The organism is Coleofasciculus sp. C1-SOL-03 (assembly GCF_040220555.1).
GTDB lineage: Bacteria > Cyanobacteriota > Cyanobacteriia > Cyanobacteriales > Coleofasciculaceae > Coleofasciculus.
In genome coordinates, this window is record NZ_JAVJUO010000150.1 from 1 (window position 1) to 20,416 (window position 20,416).

Annotated in this window: 15 protein-coding genes; 5 read left to right on the plus strand and 10 right to left on the minus strand. The window is 46.8% G+C overall.

Features of this window, described 5'->3' with window-relative positions; genetic code table 11:
• Positions 1-357: 357 nt before the first annotated feature.
• On the plus strand, positions 358-1,338 hold the full coding sequence (locus RIE73_RS24320) for a hypothetical protein (RefSeq protein ID WP_446403633.1): 981 nt from the start codon (positions 358-360) through the stop codon (positions 1,336-1,338).
• Positions 1,339-1,675: 337 nt separating this feature from the next.
• Here RIE73_RS24320 and RIE73_RS24325 read toward each other — a convergent pair whose 3' ends face one another.
• The 10 genes from RIE73_RS24325 to RIE73_RS24370 all read right to left on the minus strand — a co-directional run bounded on the left by RIE73_RS24325 (position 1,676) and on the right by RIE73_RS24370 (position 15,481).
• On the minus strand, positions 1,676-2,158 hold the full coding sequence (locus tag RIE73_RS24325) for a chemotaxis protein CheW (protein ID WP_446403634.1): 483 nt from the start codon (positions 2,156-2,158) through the stop codon (positions 1,676-1,678).
• Between the two features lie 218 nt (positions 2,159-2,376).
• Positions 2,377-5,793 carry a response regulator gene (locus RIE73_RS24330; RefSeq protein WP_446403635.1) on the minus strand — a complete coding sequence of 1,139 codons (3,417 nt, stop codon included), beginning with the start codon at positions 5,791-5,793 and terminating at the stop codon, positions 2,377-2,379.
• 121 nt (positions 5,794-5,914) lie between these two features.
• A complete protein-coding gene (locus RIE73_RS24335; RefSeq protein WP_446403636.1) occupies positions 5,915-8,782 on the minus strand; it encodes a methyl-accepting chemotaxis protein in 2,868 nt (955 codons plus the stop codon).
• 236 nt (positions 8,783-9,018) lie between these two features.
• Positions 9,019-9,591 carry a chemotaxis protein CheW gene (locus RIE73_RS24340; RefSeq protein WP_446403637.1) on the minus strand — a complete coding sequence of 191 codons (573 nt, stop codon included), beginning with the start codon at positions 9,589-9,591 and terminating at the stop codon, positions 9,019-9,021.
• Between the two features lie 230 nt (positions 9,592-9,821).
• Entirely contained in the window at positions 9,822-10,187 is a 366-nt protein-coding gene (locus tag RIE73_RS24345; protein ID WP_446403638.1) for a response regulator transcription factor, read from the minus strand.
• Between the two features lie 110 nt (positions 10,188-10,297).
• On the minus strand, positions 10,298-11,656 hold the full coding sequence (locus RIE73_RS24350; RefSeq protein ID WP_446403639.1) for a response regulator: 1,359 nt from the start codon (positions 11,654-11,656) through the stop codon (positions 10,298-10,300).
• Positions 11,657-12,607: 951 nt separating this feature from the next.
• Positions 12,608-13,228, minus strand: a complete 621-nt coding sequence (locus RIE73_RS24355) for a 4Fe-4S single cluster domain-containing protein (RefSeq protein ID WP_446403640.1) — start codon at positions 13,226-13,228, stop codon at positions 12,608-12,610.
• 128 nt (positions 13,229-13,356) lie between these two features.
• A complete protein-coding gene (locus tag RIE73_RS24360) occupies positions 13,357-14,157 on the minus strand; it encodes a radical SAM protein (protein WP_446403641.1) in 801 nt (266 codons plus the stop codon).
• Between the two features lie 87 nt (positions 14,158-14,244).
• Positions 14,245-14,805 (minus strand): DUF3122 domain-containing protein, encoded by a 561-nt coding sequence (locus tag RIE73_RS24365; RefSeq protein WP_446403642.1) that lies wholly within the window; start codon positions 14,803-14,805, stop codon positions 14,245-14,247.
• 67 nt (positions 14,806-14,872) lie between these two features.
• A complete protein-coding gene (locus RIE73_RS24370; RefSeq protein WP_446399163.1) occupies positions 14,873-15,481 on the minus strand; it encodes a Tll0287-like domain-containing protein in 609 nt (202 codons plus the stop codon).
• Positions 15,482-15,790: 309 nt separating this feature from the next.
• Here RIE73_RS24370 and infC (RIE73_RS24375) point away from each other — a divergent pair, with 309 nt between their 5' ends.
• The 4 genes from infC (RIE73_RS24375) to RIE73_RS24390 all read left to right on the plus strand — a co-directional run bounded on the left by infC (RIE73_RS24375) (position 15,791) and on the right by RIE73_RS24390 (position 19,930).
• Positions 15,791-16,282 carry a translation initiation factor IF-3 gene (gene infC, locus RIE73_RS24375; protein WP_446403645.1) on the plus strand — a complete coding sequence of 164 codons (492 nt, stop codon included), beginning with the start codon at positions 15,791-15,793 and terminating at the stop codon, positions 16,280-16,282.
• Between the two features lie 232 nt (positions 16,283-16,514).
• Positions 16,515-16,985 (plus strand): translation initiation factor IF-3, encoded by a 471-nt coding sequence (gene infC, locus RIE73_RS24380; RefSeq protein WP_446403646.1) that lies wholly within the window; start codon positions 16,515-16,517, stop codon positions 16,983-16,985.
• Between the two features lie 351 nt (positions 16,986-17,336).
• Positions 17,337-19,250, plus strand: a complete 1,914-nt coding sequence (locus tag RIE73_RS24385; protein ID WP_446403643.1) for an iron uptake porin — start codon at positions 17,337-17,339, stop codon at positions 19,248-19,250.
• Between the two features lie 236 nt (positions 19,251-19,486).
• Entirely contained in the window at positions 19,487-19,930 is a 444-nt protein-coding gene (locus RIE73_RS24390; RefSeq protein ID WP_446403644.1) for a retroviral-like aspartic protease family protein, read from the plus strand.
• Positions 19,931-20,416: the final 486 nt, after the last annotated feature.

The window sequence follows — 20,416 nt, forward strand, 5'->3', positions numbered from 1 at the left end:
ACTCACTTGGGTGGCTTAACAATAACTGAACAACAAAACCCGCCCTTTATTCAATGGCGCTTTTGAACTCAATTTGTTCAAGGGGTCTGTAATTTAAGCAAAGTCGGCTCGCATCCCTTACGACAAACTACAAACTTTAAAAAAATTCCCACCTGAACATCGGTGGGTTAGGTTGGATATTTCATTGAATGGTTGTTCGCCTCAGTTAAAAAAGATAGGCTAAAGCCATTACTACGAACCCACCCTACGTTTTTGAGTCAAATGGTTTTCCCTTGCTCTTTTTTTTGAGAGAAAGGGGTATTTTTTTGTACTTTTTGTTATACTATTATCACAAGCACATAAAGCAATGAAGATACGATGAACTATCTACCGCCTCAATTCGATACCTGCTACACCGCCGAAACCACAGCCCAGCAAGGGTTAGAGGATGTTGGCGTTACCCAACTCCTCTCCCATCTCAAGCACTACAGCGACGTTGACTTCGATGCATCCCAAATGCATCTAACCGATGCTGAAGTCAAAATCCTCGCCACGCTGTTTATTCAGCAGTTGACTCAAAACCTCAACGGTAAACTGATCGCTGGCGCATTAAATAGCCTGCGTCATGGTAAGGAGATGGAGGAGATGACTCCACACTCGGTTGGGGCGAGTTTAGTCACATCTGGGGAAACCAGAAACGATAGTTGTGAAACCCGCCCCTACACAAGCTTCAACACTTTTCCTACCCCTCGCTATACAGAAGGCGATCGCGTGCAATGGAAAACCCCAAATCCTGACTGGGGCGTGATTCTGGGACGCTTCTATGAATATAATCACGATGGTGATCAGTGGACGGTATGCTACCTGATTCAACTCGCCCCTGATTCGCCGAGTGCGGCTTGGATCACAACGGATATGGCTTGGGAAGAGGACTTGGAAAAAATGCCCGATCCCGTTGAACCAACAGAAGAGAATGGCAATTCATACCGTTATCCCAGCCAGTCTCGCCGTGCGATCGCGCCTCCATCTCTGCGTAGTCCCCGGGGACGCTACAATACCCAACATCCACACCAGCCTCGCCCGATTACTCAACGTGAACAATACATCATTGACCTTTATTGTTACTGTGAATTAGGGATGACACCCAGGGACTTTTATGCTAAGTGGGATGTCACCTATGAACAAATTTCTCATATTTGCGATCGCTCTCTGGGAACCGTACAGTGTTGGTTTAACCTAGGTCAAGGACATCGCCCTCCTAAACCTGCTGATTTGCGCCATTTGGCAATTGTGGATTTTTTGTTAGAGCATTTTGAGGAGATTCCCAAAAAACTTAGAACGATCCTTTGTTCTTCGTAATCGGCGGATTTGTAGGGGCGCACTGACGTGCGCCCTGACTAAGGTGTGTTGGAAATCATATCAATCGTAGGTTCGTAGTTTGTAGTAAGGGAACCTTCAAATTAAATAAAGGGCGGGTTTTGTTGGTCAGTTATTGGTAACTCGCCCAATTTAATCCCTAAACCCGCCCCGACAGCAGAAACCATTCAAATTAAATAAAGGGCGGGTTTTGTTGGTCAGCTATTGGTAACTCGCCCAATTTAATCCCTAAACCCGCCCCGACAATAGACGTATTTATTCTATCGAGGAATTGGATATAGATGGAATAAACGCCACCCAATACATCCTATTCTTTGACTCAACTTGGCAACAGCAAATCAACATCCAATAAAAAGATAGTTTTGGTTCCCGACTCTTGCGGAATCACCGCCACATGACGGGCAATATTCACCGTATCCGAACGCCGATAAGATTCCGGTAAAAGCCGAATTGCTGATAATGGCACATCCATTAAAATCGGCGCATCAGTTACGGGAATGCCATAGAGCTCACCTATTTTATTTTGCATCGTAACCAGATAGCCTCTATTAGCAGTGTCGGGTAAGCTTTCCTTGAAAAAGCGTTGATATAAATCAATAACAGTAATTTCTTCTTCGCCAGAATGGGTGACTCCTACCTGATTCATGCCACTTCCATACACCGGAGAGCGATTCAAGATTTTGTAGACGGATTCAATCGGTAAGGCGAGATGTAAGTCCCCTAGGGTAAACAGAATTAATTTTAATAATTGTGTTGTTTTTTCAGAGACTAGGGGTTGATTTTCGGGCGATTGAGTGTTCATTGCGTTACTATTCATAATCACAACTATTTTTTCAATGACAAAAATTGGGTTCAATCAATGAGTAAGAAAACGCTATAGCTTACTAAGTTTTTTGGGATATTTCCCCTTCTCCCTTGATGGGAGAAGGGGTTAGGGGATGAGGGTGAAATGCACATCAGTGGGGAGGAGGGCGCACGTCGGTGCGCCCCTACGAATTATTTCCACCCAATGACAAATGACTAATGACGAACCAGACTATTTTCCTGGATAATATCCTTCAACGACCCCACAAACTCTTGTTCCAAATAAGGCTTGGTGAAATACCCACTCGCCCCTAACTGCATCGCTAACCAACGATGTTTTTGACTGCTACGAGAGGTTAACATAGCCACAGGAACCCTGGACAATTGTGGATCTTGACGCCGTTGACTGAGAAACTCAAACCCATTCATATTCGGCATCTCAATATCACAAACCACTAACTGCACTGAGGCACTTTGCTGCAACTGCTCGATCGCCTCTCGCCCATCCCGCGCTTGTAATACCCGAAAACCCGCCCGTTCCAGGGTTAACGCCAGGGTTTGTCGCAACGCCACCGCATCATCGACAATTAAAATAGTTGGTACCTGCACCGTGCGGCTGGGAGTCGGGGTATCCTCAGAACCCATCGCCGTTTCCTCAGAAGCGGCTTTCGGGAGAGGTGTCGCCGTTGGCGTCGTTGATCCGTGGGCAAATTCCAACAGTGCAATCCCATCAATCACCGGAATCACACTCCCATCCCCCAAAATCGTGCAACCGTAGGTATAACTAGGAGGAGAAATCGCCGCGCCAAAAGGTTTAATCACCAATTCTTGTTCTGTCACCAGACGCTCCACTTCCAGAGCAAATATCTGCTGATCCTGACGCAGTACCAACAGGGGTAATTGCCATGTCTCTGGTGCAGACACGGAACCTAAGGCTTGACTGGACAAGCTTTCGGGTAAGGGGCGCTGATAGTCCAACAGTTCTCCTAATCGATACGTCGGTACCAATTCTCCCCGCCAATGGAGAAACCGTTGCGCCCCGGATTTTTTCACTTGGTTGGCTTTGGGAATAATAATTTCTTCGATACTGTCCGAGGGTAACGCCAACACGGTTGTCCCAATGAAACAGACCAATAATTTGGCGATGGTGAGGGTTAAGGGGAGACGCAACGTAAACGTTGTCCCGCCTCCCGGTGTCGAGGTTACAGAAATTTTACCTTTAAGCGATCGCAACTGAGTCCGCACCACATCTAACCCCACCCCTCGTCCCGATAACTCGCTGACTTGTTGGGCGGTGGAAAATCCTGGCTCAAAGATAAATCCCCACAAACGCGCCTCTGAGATTGTCGCCAATTGGTCACGGGAGACTAATCCCACCTCAACCGCCCGACGCCCAATTCGTTCTGCATTTAATCCTTGACCATCATCCCGCACTTCAATAATCGTTTGACTTCCCTTGTGATACGCCCGAATCTCCATTTGTCCCGATTCCGGTTTCCCCCGTTGACGCCGGATTGCAGGAGATTCTATTCCATGGTCAAAGGCATTTCGGAGTAAATGCAGCAACGGATCATAGAGCTTTTCTAACACCGCTTTATCAACCAAAACCCCTGTTCCGGTTAATTTCAAATTCACCCGTTTGTGATAGGTGTTAGACAGTTCTCGTAATACCCGGGGAAACCGATTCAACACCTCCCCAATTGGTAACATTCGCGCCCACATCAACTCATCCCGCAAGTGGTTGAGCATTTGACGCTGCTGTTCCGTGGTTTGATCGGATTTCTTGGCAAACAAAGCGATATCATCAACCGCTTCTTCTAACTGCACCATCTCCTCTAAAATTCCTTGGATTTGGGAATAGAGAGCGCCATAGCTATCCATTTCCAAGGAGTCAAAATCCGCTAATGTTTTTAGGGTTCCATCTGGGGAGCGATCTGAGGTTTGCAGTCCTAGCGATCGCCCATTACCGCCTGGAGGAATTTGACGAGCCTCCGCACCCGCCATTGTCCCATAGCTGTACCGTTCTGGCGCAACCAGCATCTTATCGGATAAATTTTGCAATTTATTCACAATCTGCCCAAATCGCCCAAATCGATCCAGCAAGGCGCGTACTGATCCCTGTAATTGCTGATTCTGGAGGGATAACCCATTGCGGTTAATTGCTAATTCTCCCACCAAGTTATTCATCCGTTCCAGTCGATCTAAATCCACCCGCACGGATAGAGTTGGCGTGGGTGCTTGTGAACGGGGAGGAGTGGAAGCAACGGGATTGTTGCTGGTTAGCTGATCGGTTGAAGACGCGGTGAGATTAGGCTGATCCGATTGATTCGACGCTAAGGAATTCCCTTGAAACAGGGTTAATTGGGACGCTTCTTCTAGGGCGGGAAGTTGATCAAAAACGTGTTCAATTGATTGAATCGCAACGTCAAGGTTAATCGGTTCGGCTGGAACTAAAGCCGAGGTTTGGGGTACAATATCCGCTTCGATATCGGTGACGAATTCCAGGCGTTCCTCAATCTCCGGGTTAACGGCTTCTGTTTCGATACTCTCCTCAACTTCAGACGTGCCAAAAATATCATCTAACGAGGGAATGGATGAGGGTGATTCTGCTGTGGCTGGCAGGTTATAGGGTTCAGTCTCTTGAGCAAATAGTTCAGCGACTAAGGGAAGCGTTTCCGGTGACGCCGCGATCGCATCTTCCTGGGTAAAGGCTTCAATCGGTTGTCCGACTGACTCTTCCCCATCCATCGAAACGTCGGTTAATGGCAATCCCCATTGCCAATCACCCACTTCCAACTCAGGGTTAACCCTGAGCGAAGTCGAAGGGTTAACCGTTGCTGGGGTGGAAGACTCAGCCAGGGATATTAAAGCCTCAGACGGATTTCCCCCGGTTGTCTGTTCACCAGAGAGAACTGCTTGACGGCTGAGTTCAAAATCAGCTAGAGCTAATTGAGTAATCTCTACCGCCTTGTCTGGGTTAGCCTCCAGCGCCTGTTGTGCGGTTTGGGCGATCGCGCCAAATCCGGGCAAGTTTAAGAATTCAGCAAATCCGGCAAATACTTCAATTTGGGCGCGTAATTCTCCCGCCACTTCATAAGCCTGAGGATTCGCTACCACATCAGCTAGACGCTCTAAGCCCTCAGCGACATCGACTTCAAAAATCGACACCGCCATATTGATCCCCAACTCGGCGGAACTCGGCATATAACTATCCGCCTCGGTGAGGGCATCTCCCAAGCGTGCCTCAATTTGGTCAAAAATGGGAGTTCCCGTGGCTAACGCCGCCTCCGCGTCAAAGGAACCGAGGGTAATTTGCGATTTCAGCGGCACACTCAGACAGTCATACGCTTGCAGCAGTTTATTTTCTAGCTCAATGTCAATATCAACGGTATCACTATACAGTGCCTTAAAGATATTTTCCAAGCGGTGAGCTAGGGTAGCAATTGCCTCTAAATCCACACTGGCTGCACCACCTTTTAAGGAGTGAGCCGCTCGCATTAATTCGTGAACTTTGGCAGTGCTGCGCTCATCTCTCAGGTTTAATAACCCGGTTTCTAGGGTCTGTAAAAGTTCCGGTGCTTCGGCAATAAAAAACTGATAGGCTTGGTCACGAATATCGGGATTAATTGCCATTTCTCATTAGTCCTTGTTCATTGTTCCTTTGTGATTGGTTCTTAATTCTTGAACTTGCCCCTAGTTTGTAGTAAGCGCTTTAGCGCTTATAGCACTAAAGTGCCTACTACGAACCTAATAACTAATTCAACTTAAACTGACCCACTTCTGTTTGTAACGCTTGTGCCACTTGTCGGAGTTGTTCAAATGAGTACGATACATCAGTAGCTCCCGTGGATGTTTGAGCGGCAATGTTTGCCACTTTTGTCATCGTTTCCGTCACCGATTCAGAGGCTCGTGTCTGAATTAATGTGGCTTCGGTAATCGCTTCAACCAGGTCACTAATCTTGGCGGATACAGAGGTAATTTTGTTCAGAGAAGCACGGGTTTCATCCACGAGTTTTGTACCCATAACCACCTGTTCTGTCCCGGATTCCATGGCGGTTACCACCTCGTTGGTTTCCGCTTGAATTGCCGCCACCAGCTTTTCAATTTCGCTCGTCGCATCGGCAGACTGTTGTGCCAGCGATCGCACTTCGTCGGCAACCACCGCGAACCCTCGTCCTTCTTCCCCGGCGCGGGCTGCCTCGATGGAGGCGTTGAGCGCTAGCAAGTTGGTTTGGGCGGCGAAGGTGCTAATCAGGTTAACCACAGCGGAAATCTTTTGCGAGGATTCACCCAGGTGTTTGACTTTTTTCGCCGTTTCTGCTACCGTTTCGCGGATGGCGAGAATCCCGTCTACAGTACGGTTCATCGCCTGGTCTCCCTCTTGTACCATTTCACCCGCTTCTTGCACCGCCGTTAACGCTTGTTCGGCGTTGGCGGCAACCATTCGCACCGACTGAGCCATTTCCTGGGCGCGGTCAAGGGCGACGGAAATTTCTTCGGCTTGGTGTAGCGCTTCTTCGGCGAGGGATTGTACCGCCACTTCATTGCTACTCGTGGTATCCGCCACTTGACCTGCGGCTGCTTGCACCTGGGTAACAATTTTCCGCAGGTTAGCAACCGTGGCATTATAAGAGTCTGCCACTGTACCGATTTCATCTTCGGTGACGCGGGCGCGAATGGTTAGGTCACCTTTACTAATCGGGTCTACCTCCTTAAGTAGTTCTAAGGCTCGCTGTTGCAACCCTTCTTTCAGTAGCCGCTGTTCTTCCGCCAGGTTTCGGGTTTGGTCAAGTAGAGTGAGTCGGTCAAGGGACAGTCGCATCTGGTCAGCTAAACGTTGGAGGAAATCGATTTCCCCAGGTTGCCATTCGTGGGAGTTCTGGCAGTGGTGAACACTGAGTAAGGCAAAGGGTTGACCTTGAGACATGAGTAAAACATCTAGGGTAGACTTAACCTCCAGATTTTCCATAAACTTCACCTGTTCAGGCGCTAACCCGGCGGTGGCAACATTGGTAATTGCCATAATCCCGTCATCACTATGAGTAGCAAGCTGTTTTGGCGATAGGGGGGGATGTTTAAGATTGCTATTGAACGCATGAAACTGACCCGCCGTCACCGATTCAGCCGCAACCTCACCACTACCATCGGTGTTTAGCCGATAGACAATCACCCGATCCGCTTTATAGATTTTGCGAGCATTGATCACCGCAATGTCGAAAATATCTTGGATGGCTTGGGCGTCAAAGGAACGAACACTGGTAATTTCTGCCAACAAGTTTGCCTTTTCTGCTGCCAAGGTTTGTTCCTGCACCAGGCTACCAATCTGTTTAGCCATGTCGTTGATGTTTTCACCCAAGACAGCCATTTCGTCTTCCCCAGCCACGTCTAGACGGGTATTCAAGTCTCCCTGACCAATTTTGGTCACCGCGTCGGCTGCACTCACAATCGGGCGGGTGGCACGGTTAGCAATGGCAGCAGCGATCGCGGATACGAGTAAAGCGGTGAGTGCTGTACCACTGGCTAGGGCGAGAAGTAACTGGCGCTGCGGTTCAAACGCAATCTTGGTGGGCGTGGCAACCATCGCCGTCCAGGGTAGGTCTTGCACCCCTTCCAGTTGCTGTTCGGGAGCGTAGGCTAACAACTCTTGAGTGTTCTCAACCGTATCCGTTGTCACTGTACTTCCGGACTTGCCTGCGGTTTTCAATGACTCAAAACCAGGGAACACCTCTGAGGCGCTCTTACCCTGCATATCCGGCTGGTTCGATACGAAAATTTCAGCACCGCCCTCAGACAAGTCAACTAAATAGTATTGGTCACCACCAAACCCGAAGTTGGAAATCAGGTCATCGAGAGCGACTACAGGCATACGCGATCGGATGACGCCAATGGTTTTACCCGTGGCATCTTTCACGGGTGCAGCGGTGTGAACCGCAAATTTGCCACTGGATTCAGAGATCGTGGGGTTATTGATATAGGGTCCATCCAGTTTAAGGGCAGCTTGAAAGTATTCGCGATCGCTGTGATTCGGTAGAGGATCTCCCTTCGATTGCACAATTACATTGCCTTGGAGATCAAACACAGCAATGCTGTCATAGATTTTGTAGAACTCGACGTAGTTGTCGAGAGTGGCTTGTTTTTGAGCCAGGGTTGTTGATTCAACCAGCTCCGGATCAGTGAGAACTTGCAGACTCGCCAGAATCTGAATATCCCCGTACCGTTCCCGCATGAAGCGAATCACCTTATCTTCAATACCTTCAGCAAGGGCGGTTTTAGCGTTGGAAATTTCTCGAATAACCGCTCGGTCAGCAAAGTAGTAGGCGGTGATTCCGGTTACCAGTACGGGCAGTGTACCAATAATGATTGCCAATGCTGTGGCTTTATTTCGTAGATTTAGCCGTTGCCACCAAGAGGTTGATGACTGGGGTTTGGGAATGGTTTGAGTCTTTGCCTTGTATCCTTCCCGATCAAAATCTAGTTGTTGGAAAGCCTTTGGGGTTTGAGTTGAGAGGCTGTTATCAGCAAGGGGATAATCCTTAAGTGCTGAACCATCGTCATTGGAGGTCAGCTTGGAAATAGCACCGTTATTATTTGTGGAGTTTGTATTGGGTGATGTTTGAGTCATGATAGAAACCTCGTCGTTGAACATCAATAGGGTGCGAGAGATACTACTCAACTCATCCGCAAGCCAAAAGAAAGTCTTGCGTTGGGTTCAGCAATACCGGATAGGGTTATGAAATTAAGCGAAATTTTGGGCGATATTGATCAGCTATCGTCAATTAGCTGCTGGTGAAGGGGTCTTGGCATTAATTGGTGATAGACGCAAATCTGGCTTAAATGACAAAGGACGAATGACAACATCTACTGAGTTTTCGGCATGGCTTCGGTAATCGCGGTGCCATCGAGAACAGCTAACATCTCACCACTTGATTTCACCCAATATCCCCGTAAAAAAGGAGCAAGTTCAGGCGTGACGGGAGCAGAAGGTGGGGATTGAATCCCATCGGGGCTACACCACTCCATATCTTCGACACGGTTAACCACCAGTCCAAGAATATGACTTTTTACCTGAGTAGAGTTGGGCGATAAGGAACGAGTATGTAACACAATTGCCGTGTAGTTAGAAGCACCCGTTATCTGTTGATACCAAGGCGTGAGTCCCACCAGATGTCCCATATCTACCATCCAGAGAATCTCACCCCGCCAGTTATACACACCCATCACCCAAGCAGGTGTATGAGGGATGGGTACAATCTGACCAATGGGAATATTTAACACCTCCGTCAACTGTCTAACGGACAACAAAGCCGTTGTATCGGGTAGCAGATGAAACCGCAAAAACTGTTCCGTATCACTCGCTACAGACGCAGGCGATCGCGGCTGGATCTCCATGGACGATGAGAAGCGGTTTTGGGTTGATAAAGTGTCAGACATGGTAAGGAACCGTTTTGTTTGTAGTAGGCACTTTAGTGCCTTATTCTCGACTTATTCGCACTAAAGTGCTGACTACGAACCGTTTTGTTTGTAGTAGACACTTGAGTGCCTTGTCCTTGACTTTATTAGCACTAAAGTGCTAACTACGAACCGTTTTGTTTGTAGTAGGCACTTGAGTGCCTTGTCCTTGACTTTATTAGCACTAAAGTGCTGACTACGAACCGTTCTAATTAGGTGCGAATGAGCTGTTTAACAGTACGAACAAGTTCATTTTGATCGACCGGTTTAGCTAGGTAAGCATCGGCGCCCTGTTTCATGCCCCAGAATTTATCCATTTCGCCTCCTTTTGTGGAACAAATAACCACAGGAATATTGCTGGTTTCAGCCGCCGTTTTCAACTCCCGGCAGACTTCAAACCCACTGCGCCCCGGTAGCACAATGTCTAAAATAATCACATCTGGTTTCTCGGTGGTAATTTTTGTCAGCGCCTCTTCACCACTATGAGCAACCAAAACATTGATACCCCCTTGTTGTAAGCAACTCGAAAGAATTTGGATATCAGTTAATGAATCTTCAACAACTAAAGCCGTTCCCATGATATTTACCTCATGAATACAAAAGAAAGTGGTCAATGATAGTAATTGTCCGGTTCATATTCCTGGCTAGTATTGCTACTTAAACCCGATGAACAATGAACGATGAACAATTAACAAACACCCTGTTTGATATGTTTTTGGAGTACCATGAGCAAATTCCTCGAATTTAAAGGTTTGCTCAAGAAATCTGAGGCTCCCACATACTTGGCGTGCAGTCGATCCGCTGCCCCGTCTTTTCCGGTTAAAAAGACAATCGGCGTGTTTTGGAAACAGGACAGTTTGCGTAATTGAGTGCAAAGCTCATATCCGTTGACATTTGGCATCACCAGATCTAAAAAGATTAAATCGGGTTTGCGAACCAAAAGCGTTGGAATAGCTCGCAGGGCATTTTCTACACCAACAAATCGGTAACCCGCCGCCCCGATTACTTTTTCCATGGTGTGAATCACCCAACGACTGTCATCGACACAAGCAACCAGGGATTGGGTTGAGGTAGCGTTTGCCCTTTTGAGCGGTGTTTTCGGTACGTTGGCTTTCCCAGAGTTGGGCGTAATACCCGTGGGATAAGCTTTAACCCTCTCTTTCCCTGGTTCTACGCGCCTTGGCAAAACCCGCCGTGGCGAGACGTGCTGTGGCTCGTCTCTACATTTTTCTCTGCTTTCCTGCTGATCAGCACCACCATCTCTATCCCTAGCAATAGGAGAAGTGGGTGCTGGTAAATCGGGAATGGTAGTTAGTTCGACCCAACCTGATTTCAGATAAGGCATTAACGCTTGAACAATGTCCACAACACGCCGACGCTGTTTTACCGCTAAGTCACGTAATGTATGTTGTCCATCAAGTACGTTAGTTAACGTTTGGTAAACCTCGGCGGAACGGTTGTTTCGTAACTGTTCCGGTTGTTTAATCACAGGAGCTTGATTGGGAGAATACTCCCCAAACTGGGCATTTTGCCAAGTCTGCCACAGAGATTGTACCTGTGCGATCGCCTGATTAATTTCAATCAAAACCAGTTTCGTCGGTAACGAATAATTATGCTGGATTTGATGGGTAATTTGCTTCGCTTGCGCGATATCGAACACAACCTCAGTCAGCATCGCCCGAATCATATTGGCGGCTTGTGCGGGAGTGATTCGTCGCTGCTTCACCCAGAGACACAATAGCTGATAGTCCCAGCACTTTTTAACATTGATACTGGCTAGATCGCGCCGAATTGTGTCAGGATGAGTCAAAACTTGAGGGCAGTGAATGGCTAAATTACGTTGCCACCGTCTCACCGGATGCACTCCTCCTGTGACATAAAGGATACCGCCTAAGTGCAAAAAAAAGATCCATTGGTGTCCCTTTAGATCATTCAACACCAGTTCACCGCTAAACTGAAATCGCTGTAAGGTTCTAAGAGACCGAACTTGCTCTAGGGAAGAGAGCGTTGGAGTTGAGATTACAGAGGGAATTTGTCTAGCCGTCATCGGTTTCCTGCTATGACTAAGGGATTAACAAAAGTCGGGAATGTCTAATAGTGTCGGTGTTTTATACCCGCGTTAGACTTCAGCCGCTTTTGAAGGGAACATCACCCTGAAACCTTAGTTAGACAAAGTTTTTTGTCTGCAAAAGACTACCTTTGCCAACTCTCATAAGATTTTGAAATTTCTCTATTAGGACAGTAAACAGGGGGCAATCACTACAGCGTTCTGAGTGATATCAGACCTGGAATTGTAGATGCTGGTCTGATTCATAAACACCCTGTATCCCTACAATTAAGCTTGGAGTCCTTCAGCGTTATGCAATGAAGCCGTTGGTGCATTCAGTCATCCAAAGCCTTAGAGATTCAAAATTAGTCAATCGCGAGTGGTAGAAGTCCCTACTTGATTCAACTCTTTTCAGGGAGAATTAAACGGTGCAGTTGATTGGTTGAGCAACATTTGACTCCTGAGCAGTCAGAGTTGAGTTTTTTGGTATCGTCTTACACGTTAGACAACCTGTAATACAGGCTAACTTACTTCCGTATATTTGTCTAGAGGACTCGCCGATGAAGTGACTATTTCAGGTGAGGTTTAGACAAAGCTTTACAAAAGACTCAGTTTTCTAAAGTTCAGATTAGTCCTGAGGCAAGATGGCTTTAAAAAATCCTAGGTAAATTAACTTAATCTATACGTTTCCTTAACCTTTACGGCTTCAATGGCAGGGCATACTCAAAGCCTTAAAGGAATAAAATTTTTATCTATTCGAGATATTATTTATAATTCAACAAACTTGAAATCTTGAATTATTTTTACAGGCTGTATTATTAATATATTGTTACATAACAATATAAAAAAATGGGGAAAATTACTTAAGCTTGGCGGTTAAAACCGCAGCTACACAAACAAAACCCGCCGACGCGGGTTTCAAAATCCTTAATCTCCGTAGACCCTACTTATCTATCCTTCACTCAAATTCATTTGACCTCGAAAACCTGTAACAATGCGGCTACCATCTTTGAGGATATGAATCTCCATTTGATCAGACGCCCAGGTAATTTGGTCTTTTAATGCCGGATTGAATACCCGAACACGCTGATTTCGAGATGAGACGGGTGAATCGGGAGAATTAATGGCTAAGGATTCAACAAAGGGACCATCGACTAAAATATCCAGTTGTCCTAATAACACTTGTGCGCCTGGAGGAGCATCGGCTGATTGCAGTTCCCCGAACGTAAATCCACTAAAGGACATAACATTTAACCCCGCCGCTTTGAGTTTCTTGGCTAACTGCGCTAGGGCTGGTGCTTGCCAAAAGGGTTCTCCCCCAGAAAAGGTGACGCCTTGATTATGGGGATTGGACAAAATTTTATCGGCTAATTCATCAACAGCAATTAACTGATTAATTTCAAAAGACCAAGAGGCTGGATTGAAACAGCTTGCACATTCTCGGTTACATCCTTGCACCCAAACCACAGCGCGACAGCCAGGACCATTCACTTCTGACTCGTCAACGTATCCCATGATATTTAGATATCCAGGAGGAATGTCATTGGTTATTGGTTCTTTATCATTTGTCATTGGTCATTTGTCCTTTGTTAAAGATTTCCACAACGCTTTAACTCAGTCGGGGCGGGTTTTGAACAAAACGTTATCATTAACAGCGAGACGGAAGTCCCTAAACCCGCCCCTACACACTCAAAACTTTTTCAACGCGGAGCGCATCGAACGGGGATATTGGTTGCATCCTGTATTTTAGCGGCAAAGGCTTGTAAGACATTGCCACTCACTTGTTTTAATTGTTGTACAGGATAGGGACGTGATTCGGTAGGAGTATGATTACCCCGTCCATCCAGTTGATGGGTTAAGGGTTTAGGGCGAGTGGGGGTGTTGAGTTGAATTTCATCGGGATGTAGCGATCGCACTAATTCGATGTAAGTGTCTTGACTGGACTGATTCGGTGGGGTTAACAGCATTGTTTGTAGTCCTATATGTCCTGAATATCCCTGACGAAACGCCTGAATACCTGTCCAGATGTTCTGCCAATCGAGTTCCATAACCGGACGATTAACACGCCGTAGTTGATCAGAATTCACCGCATCAAGTTTAACTGAGACTTTATCCGCCAAGGATAACGCCGCCTGCACGTCTGGATCACCTAAGAGCGTACCATTTGTCAAGACCAAGACAGGTTTTTTTGTAATTTCCTTAACCTGAGAAATAATCTCCGCCAAGTTTAGGGCTAGAGTCGGTTCACCATTACCACTGAGGGTAACTACATCAACATCCCAAGGCGCAAAGGCGTGTAACTCTTGGATAATTTTTTCGGTAGGGACAAAAACGTGACGTTGGCTGGTGCGAACTTGAATTTCCCCTAACTGACAATAGACGCAGTTAAATGAACAAGTTGATTGGACTCCAATGGGATCAATACCCAGCGATCGCCCGTAGCGCCAAGATGTCACTGGACCATAAACGGAGGTAAATGTGGCGGTTGATTGAGGGGTCATAATTTTTCCTCCCGTATTCAACGAGGATTCCTCCCATCGGTTTTGATGAGAAGTTTTCTCTATTGTGACTCCGTTTTTTTCCTGCGGCTACTCCGTCGCCACAGTTTGCCATTCCAAGATGACAACAGCGGGAACACTGAGGGCGGTTGTGCGATCGCCTTTCATCGGTAGAGACAGTGTAATTCCTGTAGCTGTCGGCAACTCAGACAACACGTCCTTGATATTATACTCACCCACATTCGCCCCTGGGGATTGGTCGGCGAACAAATCCTCAACCTTTAAGACTTTACCCGTATTCGTCGTAATCTTTAAAGGCTGGGGGTGAGCAAATTCTGCCATCCCAGGAAAACCAACCAAACGTAGGCTAATGTCTTTAGGTTTACCTGCTTTCACCCGTTTGAATAATACAACTTGCCAAGATTGACCCGTTTCATCTTGCAAGGTATGGCGGGATTGATACAGCATTTGTCCGGGGGCTTCTTCGATTTGGCGGATTGAAGCAATGGCTGAGAAAGGGGTGAGGCTTCCCCAACCGATAACCATCAGCAGGACAAATGCACCCAGTAACAGTAGCCTCGATAGCCATCGTCGCATCCCACACCAGATAACGATTGTGGAGTTTGAGTTTTTAAGTTTTGATTGTGCCATTTTTGATTGATTCAAAGGATAAATAGGGTTAGACAAATGACAAATGACAAATGACAAACTTAACAGCTTAAGGAGTTAGCGCCTCTTGTAATCCTTGCTGAACATCAGGTAGAAATACGGCATACATTCCTCGTAAGTCACCAACATTAAAGTCAAAGGCGCGGTCTTGAGGATAGTTTTGTTGGACAAATTCAGGACGGGAATCTTTCGCACCATGGCAAGCAAGACAACTGGCTTCTACATTAATCCGCCGATAGTAGCGTGTCCCTGAAACGCCATTGAGCGTTTCCCGTTGCCAAAAGCCGATTAACTGAGGATTCTTTTCCAACTGAGCGAGTGCCATTTTAGACTGAAGATTATCTGGAGCATGGGCAGGGTTACGGTATTTAGTCGCGATTTGTTTCACTAGCCAGCCATTGTCTTGACTAAGTTTTTTGGCTTTCATCCCCACCGGCTTGCAGACTTGTTGCATCGTCTGGAGGGTGGGTTCCTCGGTTTGACCTTCCAGGGTAGAGGCTAAACCAGACCGCATTGCGTCTAGGTACTCAACTTCCTGGACGGCTTTGGCTAATTCAGCCGGGTCAGTTTGGGCATTAGCCGCTAGAGGATACCCACTCAAGACCATCATGCCAATCAGGATGCCGAGGACAATTTTGCTGAGAGATTTCCATATCATGAGCACTCTGAACCTTTTGATTTCGTGAGTTGCTTGTTATGTTAATTGAGTATATATTTAATTGGCGATTAAGTAAATATGGCGAAGACGTGATTGTCCCTAATTTCAGGAAAGAGGGCATTTGCGCCGAAAACAAGCTCATCGCTATTCGGCTGTTGTTGAGGCAGTAACTGGGGAAGGAAGATAAAGACGCAGGGGAATGTCCCAGTTGGCATCAAGCGTAACCGAGAGAGGTTTCAATTAGTCAGGCTTGCGCTATCCTAAAGAAGAGTTAGCCTGTAAGATATCAAGTTCTAGGAGGAATGTATTATAGCTAACAAAGACAAGCAACGAATCAACCGTCAAATCAAGTCTCCTCAGGTTCTGTTGATTGATCATGAGAATAACAATCGCGGTTTGACTGATACTCGTGATGCTCTCCAACTGGCGAAAGATGTAGGTCTGGACTTGGTGGTAGTCTCTGAGCGTAAAGATGCTCCCGTGGCAAAAATTTTGGACTATGGGAAACATCAGTACCAACAAAAGAAACGCCAACGCCAAAGCTCTAAACCAACGCTCAAGGAAGTTAAACTGCGTCCGAATGTGGGCGAGTCTGATTACAGCTTACGCATCAATCGAGCTGTTGAATGGTTAAGCAAAGGCGATTCCGTAAAGTTTCAGGTGCGTCTGCGGGGTCGGGAACATCAACATCGCGATCGCGCCACTGAATTGCTGGAGCGCGTGGTGGCTGATCTGGGTGAAGTTGGCAAAGTTCAGTCTTTTGATCGACGAGCATTGGTTGTTCAGATCGTTCCCTCCTAGCTTTAACCCAAGGCGGTTGGTGAGATGGGTGCTTAATTAAGCGTGGCATTCATCCCATATTAGTGTTACGGTGTAGAAAACGTTCCTACTACCTGCTAATGTCTAATCGCCGACAACATTTCTCAAACCTTAGCGGGATGTGAGGTGATCAGCATTGGGTTAGCCTGATCAAGGTCAGCTAGTGGGATGTTGAACTTAGGAGGAAAGTCTTATCGCTAAGAAACAGAAACAACTGATTAACCATAAAATCAAATCACCTCAGGTTTTGTTGATTGACCATGAAAACAACAATCGTGGCTTGACAGATACCCGTGAGGCACTGCAAGTCGCTAAGAATGCAGGTCTGGATTTAGTCGTCGTCTCTCAACGTAAAGACGCTCCCGTGGCAAAGGTTTTAGACTACGGAAAACACCAGTACCAGCAGAAAAAGCGTCAACGCCAAAGTTCTAAACCAACGCTCAAGGAAGTCAAGTTACGTCCCAATGTGGGTGACTCCGATTACGGCTTACGCATCAAAAGAGCGCTTAAGTGGTTGGATAAAGGTAATTTAGTCAAGTTTCAGGTGCGTCTGAGAGGACGAGAACATCAGCATCGCGATCGCGCCCGGGAACTGCTAGAACGTGTAATTGATGATCTTGGCGAAGCGGGGAAAGTCCAGTCTTTTGATAAGCGATCGCTGATTGTGCAAGTGGCTCCCGCCTAGATTAGCTTTTCACTCAGGGATCAATAAGATTGCCTGTCGGAAGTTGCCTGGTTTATCCCAGGCAGCTTTCTGCTATGTAATATTTTATCTTTACTTTTATAGCAACCGCCATAGCGGTTAGGACACATCATTTAGTAGAGACGTTCCGCCGGAACGTCTCTACAACAGTTCCTTTGTCCTCATCGATAGCCTTGTCGTTCTATACAGTGCTAGTTCAACACAACGGCAAAATTAATCACCAAATGAAGCTGTGATCAACCTTTGCTCTTTTATACTAGACATAGTAAGACTTTACAGGGTTTGGTTCAGGCAAACCAAGAAGGATCAGACATTTTGTGTGAGGAACTAATCGTGAATCAACATCACCTAAGATTTTGGGGGAAAATAGGTCTATTGTGCCTAATTGCTGGTGCTATTCCTTGGGATGCCAATCCTGCTATTGCCCAGACAACTGAGTTAGAATCTACGATTCTAGAGGAAGCTACTCATCCCATTAATACTCTCCACGTTGGACTTAGCGATCCTACGCCTCTATCCACGACACCTCTGAATCAGACGGGGACAACGGATCAACCGACTCATCTACAAATAGCACAAGAGTCAGAGGCTAATAACTCCCCAATCACCTCTGTCTCAGAGATGTTAGAACGCCTCGATTCTGAGTCATCCCCGATGGGACAAGTGACATCAGTCTCTCAACTCTCCGATGTGTCTCCGGGAGACTGGGCGTATGAAGCCCTGAGAAGTTTAGTAGAACGGTATGGTTGCATTGCAGGTTATCCTGATGGCACATTTCGGGGGAACCGCGCCCTGACTCGCTACGAGTTTGCGGCTGGATTAAATGCTTGTTTGCAACAAATTGAACGGTTAATTGTGGGGACAGGAGTTGATGAGAGTGAATTAGTCAGATTACGGCGACTGATTGAGGAATTTGAAGCTGAACTCGCTACCCTGGGCGCAAGAGTTGATAATTTAGAAGGACGAGTCGCCTTTTTAGAAGATAACCAGTTTTCTACAACCACTAAATTAAATGGTGAAGTTATTTTCTCACTCGTTGGTGCAACTAGCGAGGATGAAGATGCGAATATTATTCTGGCTGACCGAGTGCGCTTGAACCTGAATACCAGTTTTACGGGTCAAGATTTACTGATTACGGGGTTACAAGCCTATAATTTTGGTGGTGATATCACCGGGGCGGGTAGCGTTCAAGGGGCGTTATTTCCCGGACGAGACGCTTTTTTAAGTGAAGGATCGACGAAACTCAGTTTTGAACCCCAGTTTCCCGAATTTAACCCCCAAGACTTGAACGATAGTGCGGGTTCTAATGACGTTGAACTCTATAAACTCCTCTACATTTTCCCATCCGGAGTCAACAACTTAACTCTATTTGCGGGAACCGCCGCAGAAGCTTCGGATGCATTTCCCGCGATTATTCCTTTTTCCAGTGAAGCACAGGGGGCGATTTCCCGATTTGCCACATTGAACCCTGTTGTACGGGTATCTGGGGGAACCTCCCAAACCGGTTTAGCCTCGGCTGTCGGGTTTATTTGGGGGATTTCCGATGCAATTGATCTGCGGGCGTTATACGGTAGCGTCAATGCGGCGATTCCGGAACAAGGGGCGACTAATATCTTGGGTTCAGGGTTCTTTGGGGGGAGTACTGTTGCATCGGCGCAGCTTACGGTTAAACCCAGTTCTCAGTTTGATATTGGTTTGAACTATGCTTATAGTTATCATGACCTGAATATTATGGGTCTAGGATTAACTCGATTTTCCTCCAATCCGCTGAATATTCCTAACCGCACCGTTGATGCTGATGGTAATCCCATCGTTGGCGGTATTTTGAATACACCCGTTCACGTTAATTCCTTAGGTGCGACTGCAACCTGGCGTATTTCTCCGAAAATTTCGCTGACGGGTTACGGTGCTTATTTCTTTGTCGATGCGGTAGCGGGTGCGGATGCATCGTCTGATTTCACGACTTGGATGGCGGGGTTACATTTCCAAGACTTATTTAAAGAAGGAAATACGGCAGGTCTAATTTTTGGACAACCGTTGCATCGGGTAGAAGCAGATGGCGAAGCTGATTTAACGGAACCGGGTGTTGACCGAGAAACGCCGTACCATTTGGAGGCGTTTTACAATTTTAAGGTGAGTGATAACGTCAGTATTACGCCGGGAGCATTTGTTCTGTTTAATCCAGAAAGTGATGGGAATAATGATACAGCTTTAGTTGGTGTATTGCGAACGACATTTACGTTCTAGTCTAGGAGTGAGGGAACAGGGAACGGGGAACAGGGAACAGTAAGGGTTTGAGGGTGATTTACTTGCACTTGATACAGTGCCGTTTTCTTTTGTCCGACTACTTAGAACAGGATGCCCAACTCTGGGCAGAAATCGCCCCTATTCGTCTATATACCTGATGAAGAAACTGGTACATACCCTGTACAGGCAATAGGTATAACTGAACAAAAACTCCGAATTGAAAGGAGAAATAAACCATGCCAATTCAAAGTAGCAATCCCATGGGAAAAGTTTTCACCACGCTAACAATCGTGAATCGAGCTGACCAAATTTTGGTAGAAGCTGGGGTGATGCCAGAAGAGCAAATTCGGTCAATCACACTGGAAAATGTATTGGTAGATACAGGAGCCACAACCTTGTGTTTACCACCAGATACGATCGCTAAATTGGGACTAAAAATCCTCAAAGAAGTAGACGTAGCCACAGCAATGGGGATTGGCAAAGCCCGAATTTTCCAAGATGCCAAACTATCAATGTTTGGGCGAGAAGGAACCTTCGAGTGTTTGGAATTACCCGGCGGTGGCGATCCGCTTTTAGGCGTGATACCTTTAGAATCTTTGGGTTTAGAATTAGACATACAAAATCAAACGCTGAAGCCCTTACCTATCAGTCCAACGGAAACCTATTTAACAATTTTGTAGCCCTCTATTATGCGTCACATAGTTTAAACTTAACCCAATCCCAGCGATGACTGAATGGGCGACGGCGGACACATCGAGTTCCAAAAGTCCAGAAGTTGCTCACCGACTGATTGCGGATTGAACCAACATAGCCACCCTTCCAGCGCCTGGGGAGCTATAGCAGTCGCCAAGGCGATTAGGACACAGCAAAATGTGCCAAACCTTGACCAGTCAATCTTTTCCCTTGGAGCCTTCTGCCCTGGAGCCCTCTGCCTTTTGCTATACAACACTATCATCTAGGCTACCAAAGATCAGTAAGGATACCGAAACACCACCCAGCGGAATACATAGTCGCTTATACAAGTGTCAACACCGAGCGGAGTCGAAGCGTCAATTTTTCCCTACACCCGACACCCTACACCCTACACCCGACACCCGACACCCGACACCCGACACCCGACACCCGACACCCGACACCCGACACCCGACACCCGACACCCGACACCC

What these genes read in the sequence shown, in the direction of transcription:
- RIE73_RS24320 (WP_446403633.1), top strand. Translation starts at nt 358, where the DNA reads ATGAACTATCTACCGCCTCAATTCGATACCTGCTACACCGCCGAAACC.
- RIE73_RS24325 (WP_446403634.1), bottom strand. Translation starts at nt 2,158, where the DNA reads ATGAACACTCAATCGCCCGAAAATCAACCCCTAGTCTCTGAAAAAACA.
- RIE73_RS24330 (WP_446403635.1), bottom strand. Translation starts at nt 5,793, where the DNA reads ATGGCAATTAATCCCGATATTCGTGACCAAGCCTATCAGTTTTTTATT.
- RIE73_RS24335 (WP_446403636.1), bottom strand. Translation starts at nt 8,782, where the DNA reads ATGACTCAAACATCACCCAATACAAACTCCACAAATAATAACGGTGCT.
- RIE73_RS24340 (WP_446403637.1), bottom strand. Translation starts at nt 9,591, where the DNA reads ATGTCTGACACTTTATCAACCCAAAACCGCTTCTCATCGTCCATGGAG.
- RIE73_RS24345 (WP_446403638.1), bottom strand. Translation starts at nt 10,187, where the DNA reads ATGGGAACGGCTTTAGTTGTTGAAGATTCATTAACTGATATCCAAATT.
- RIE73_RS24350 (WP_446403639.1), bottom strand. Translation starts at nt 11,656, where the DNA reads ATGACGGCTAGACAAATTCCCTCTGTAATCTCAACTCCAACGCTCTCT.
- RIE73_RS24355 (WP_446403640.1), bottom strand. Translation starts at nt 13,228, where the DNA reads ATGACAAATGATAAAGAACCAATAACCAATGACATTCCTCCTGGATAT.
- RIE73_RS24360 (WP_446403641.1), bottom strand. Translation starts at nt 14,157, where the DNA reads ATGACCCCTCAATCAACCGCCACATTTACCTCCGTTTATGGTCCAGTG.
- RIE73_RS24365 (WP_446403642.1), bottom strand. Translation starts at nt 14,805, where the DNA reads ATGGCACAATCAAAACTTAAAAACTCAAACTCCACAATCGTTATCTGG.
- RIE73_RS24370 (WP_446399163.1), bottom strand. Translation starts at nt 15,481, where the DNA reads ATGATATGGAAATCTCTCAGCAAAATTGTCCTCGGCATCCTGATTGGC.
- RIE73_RS24390 (WP_446403644.1), top strand. Translation starts at nt 19,487, where the DNA reads ATGCCAATTCAAAGTAGCAATCCCATGGGAAAAGTTTTCACCACGCTA.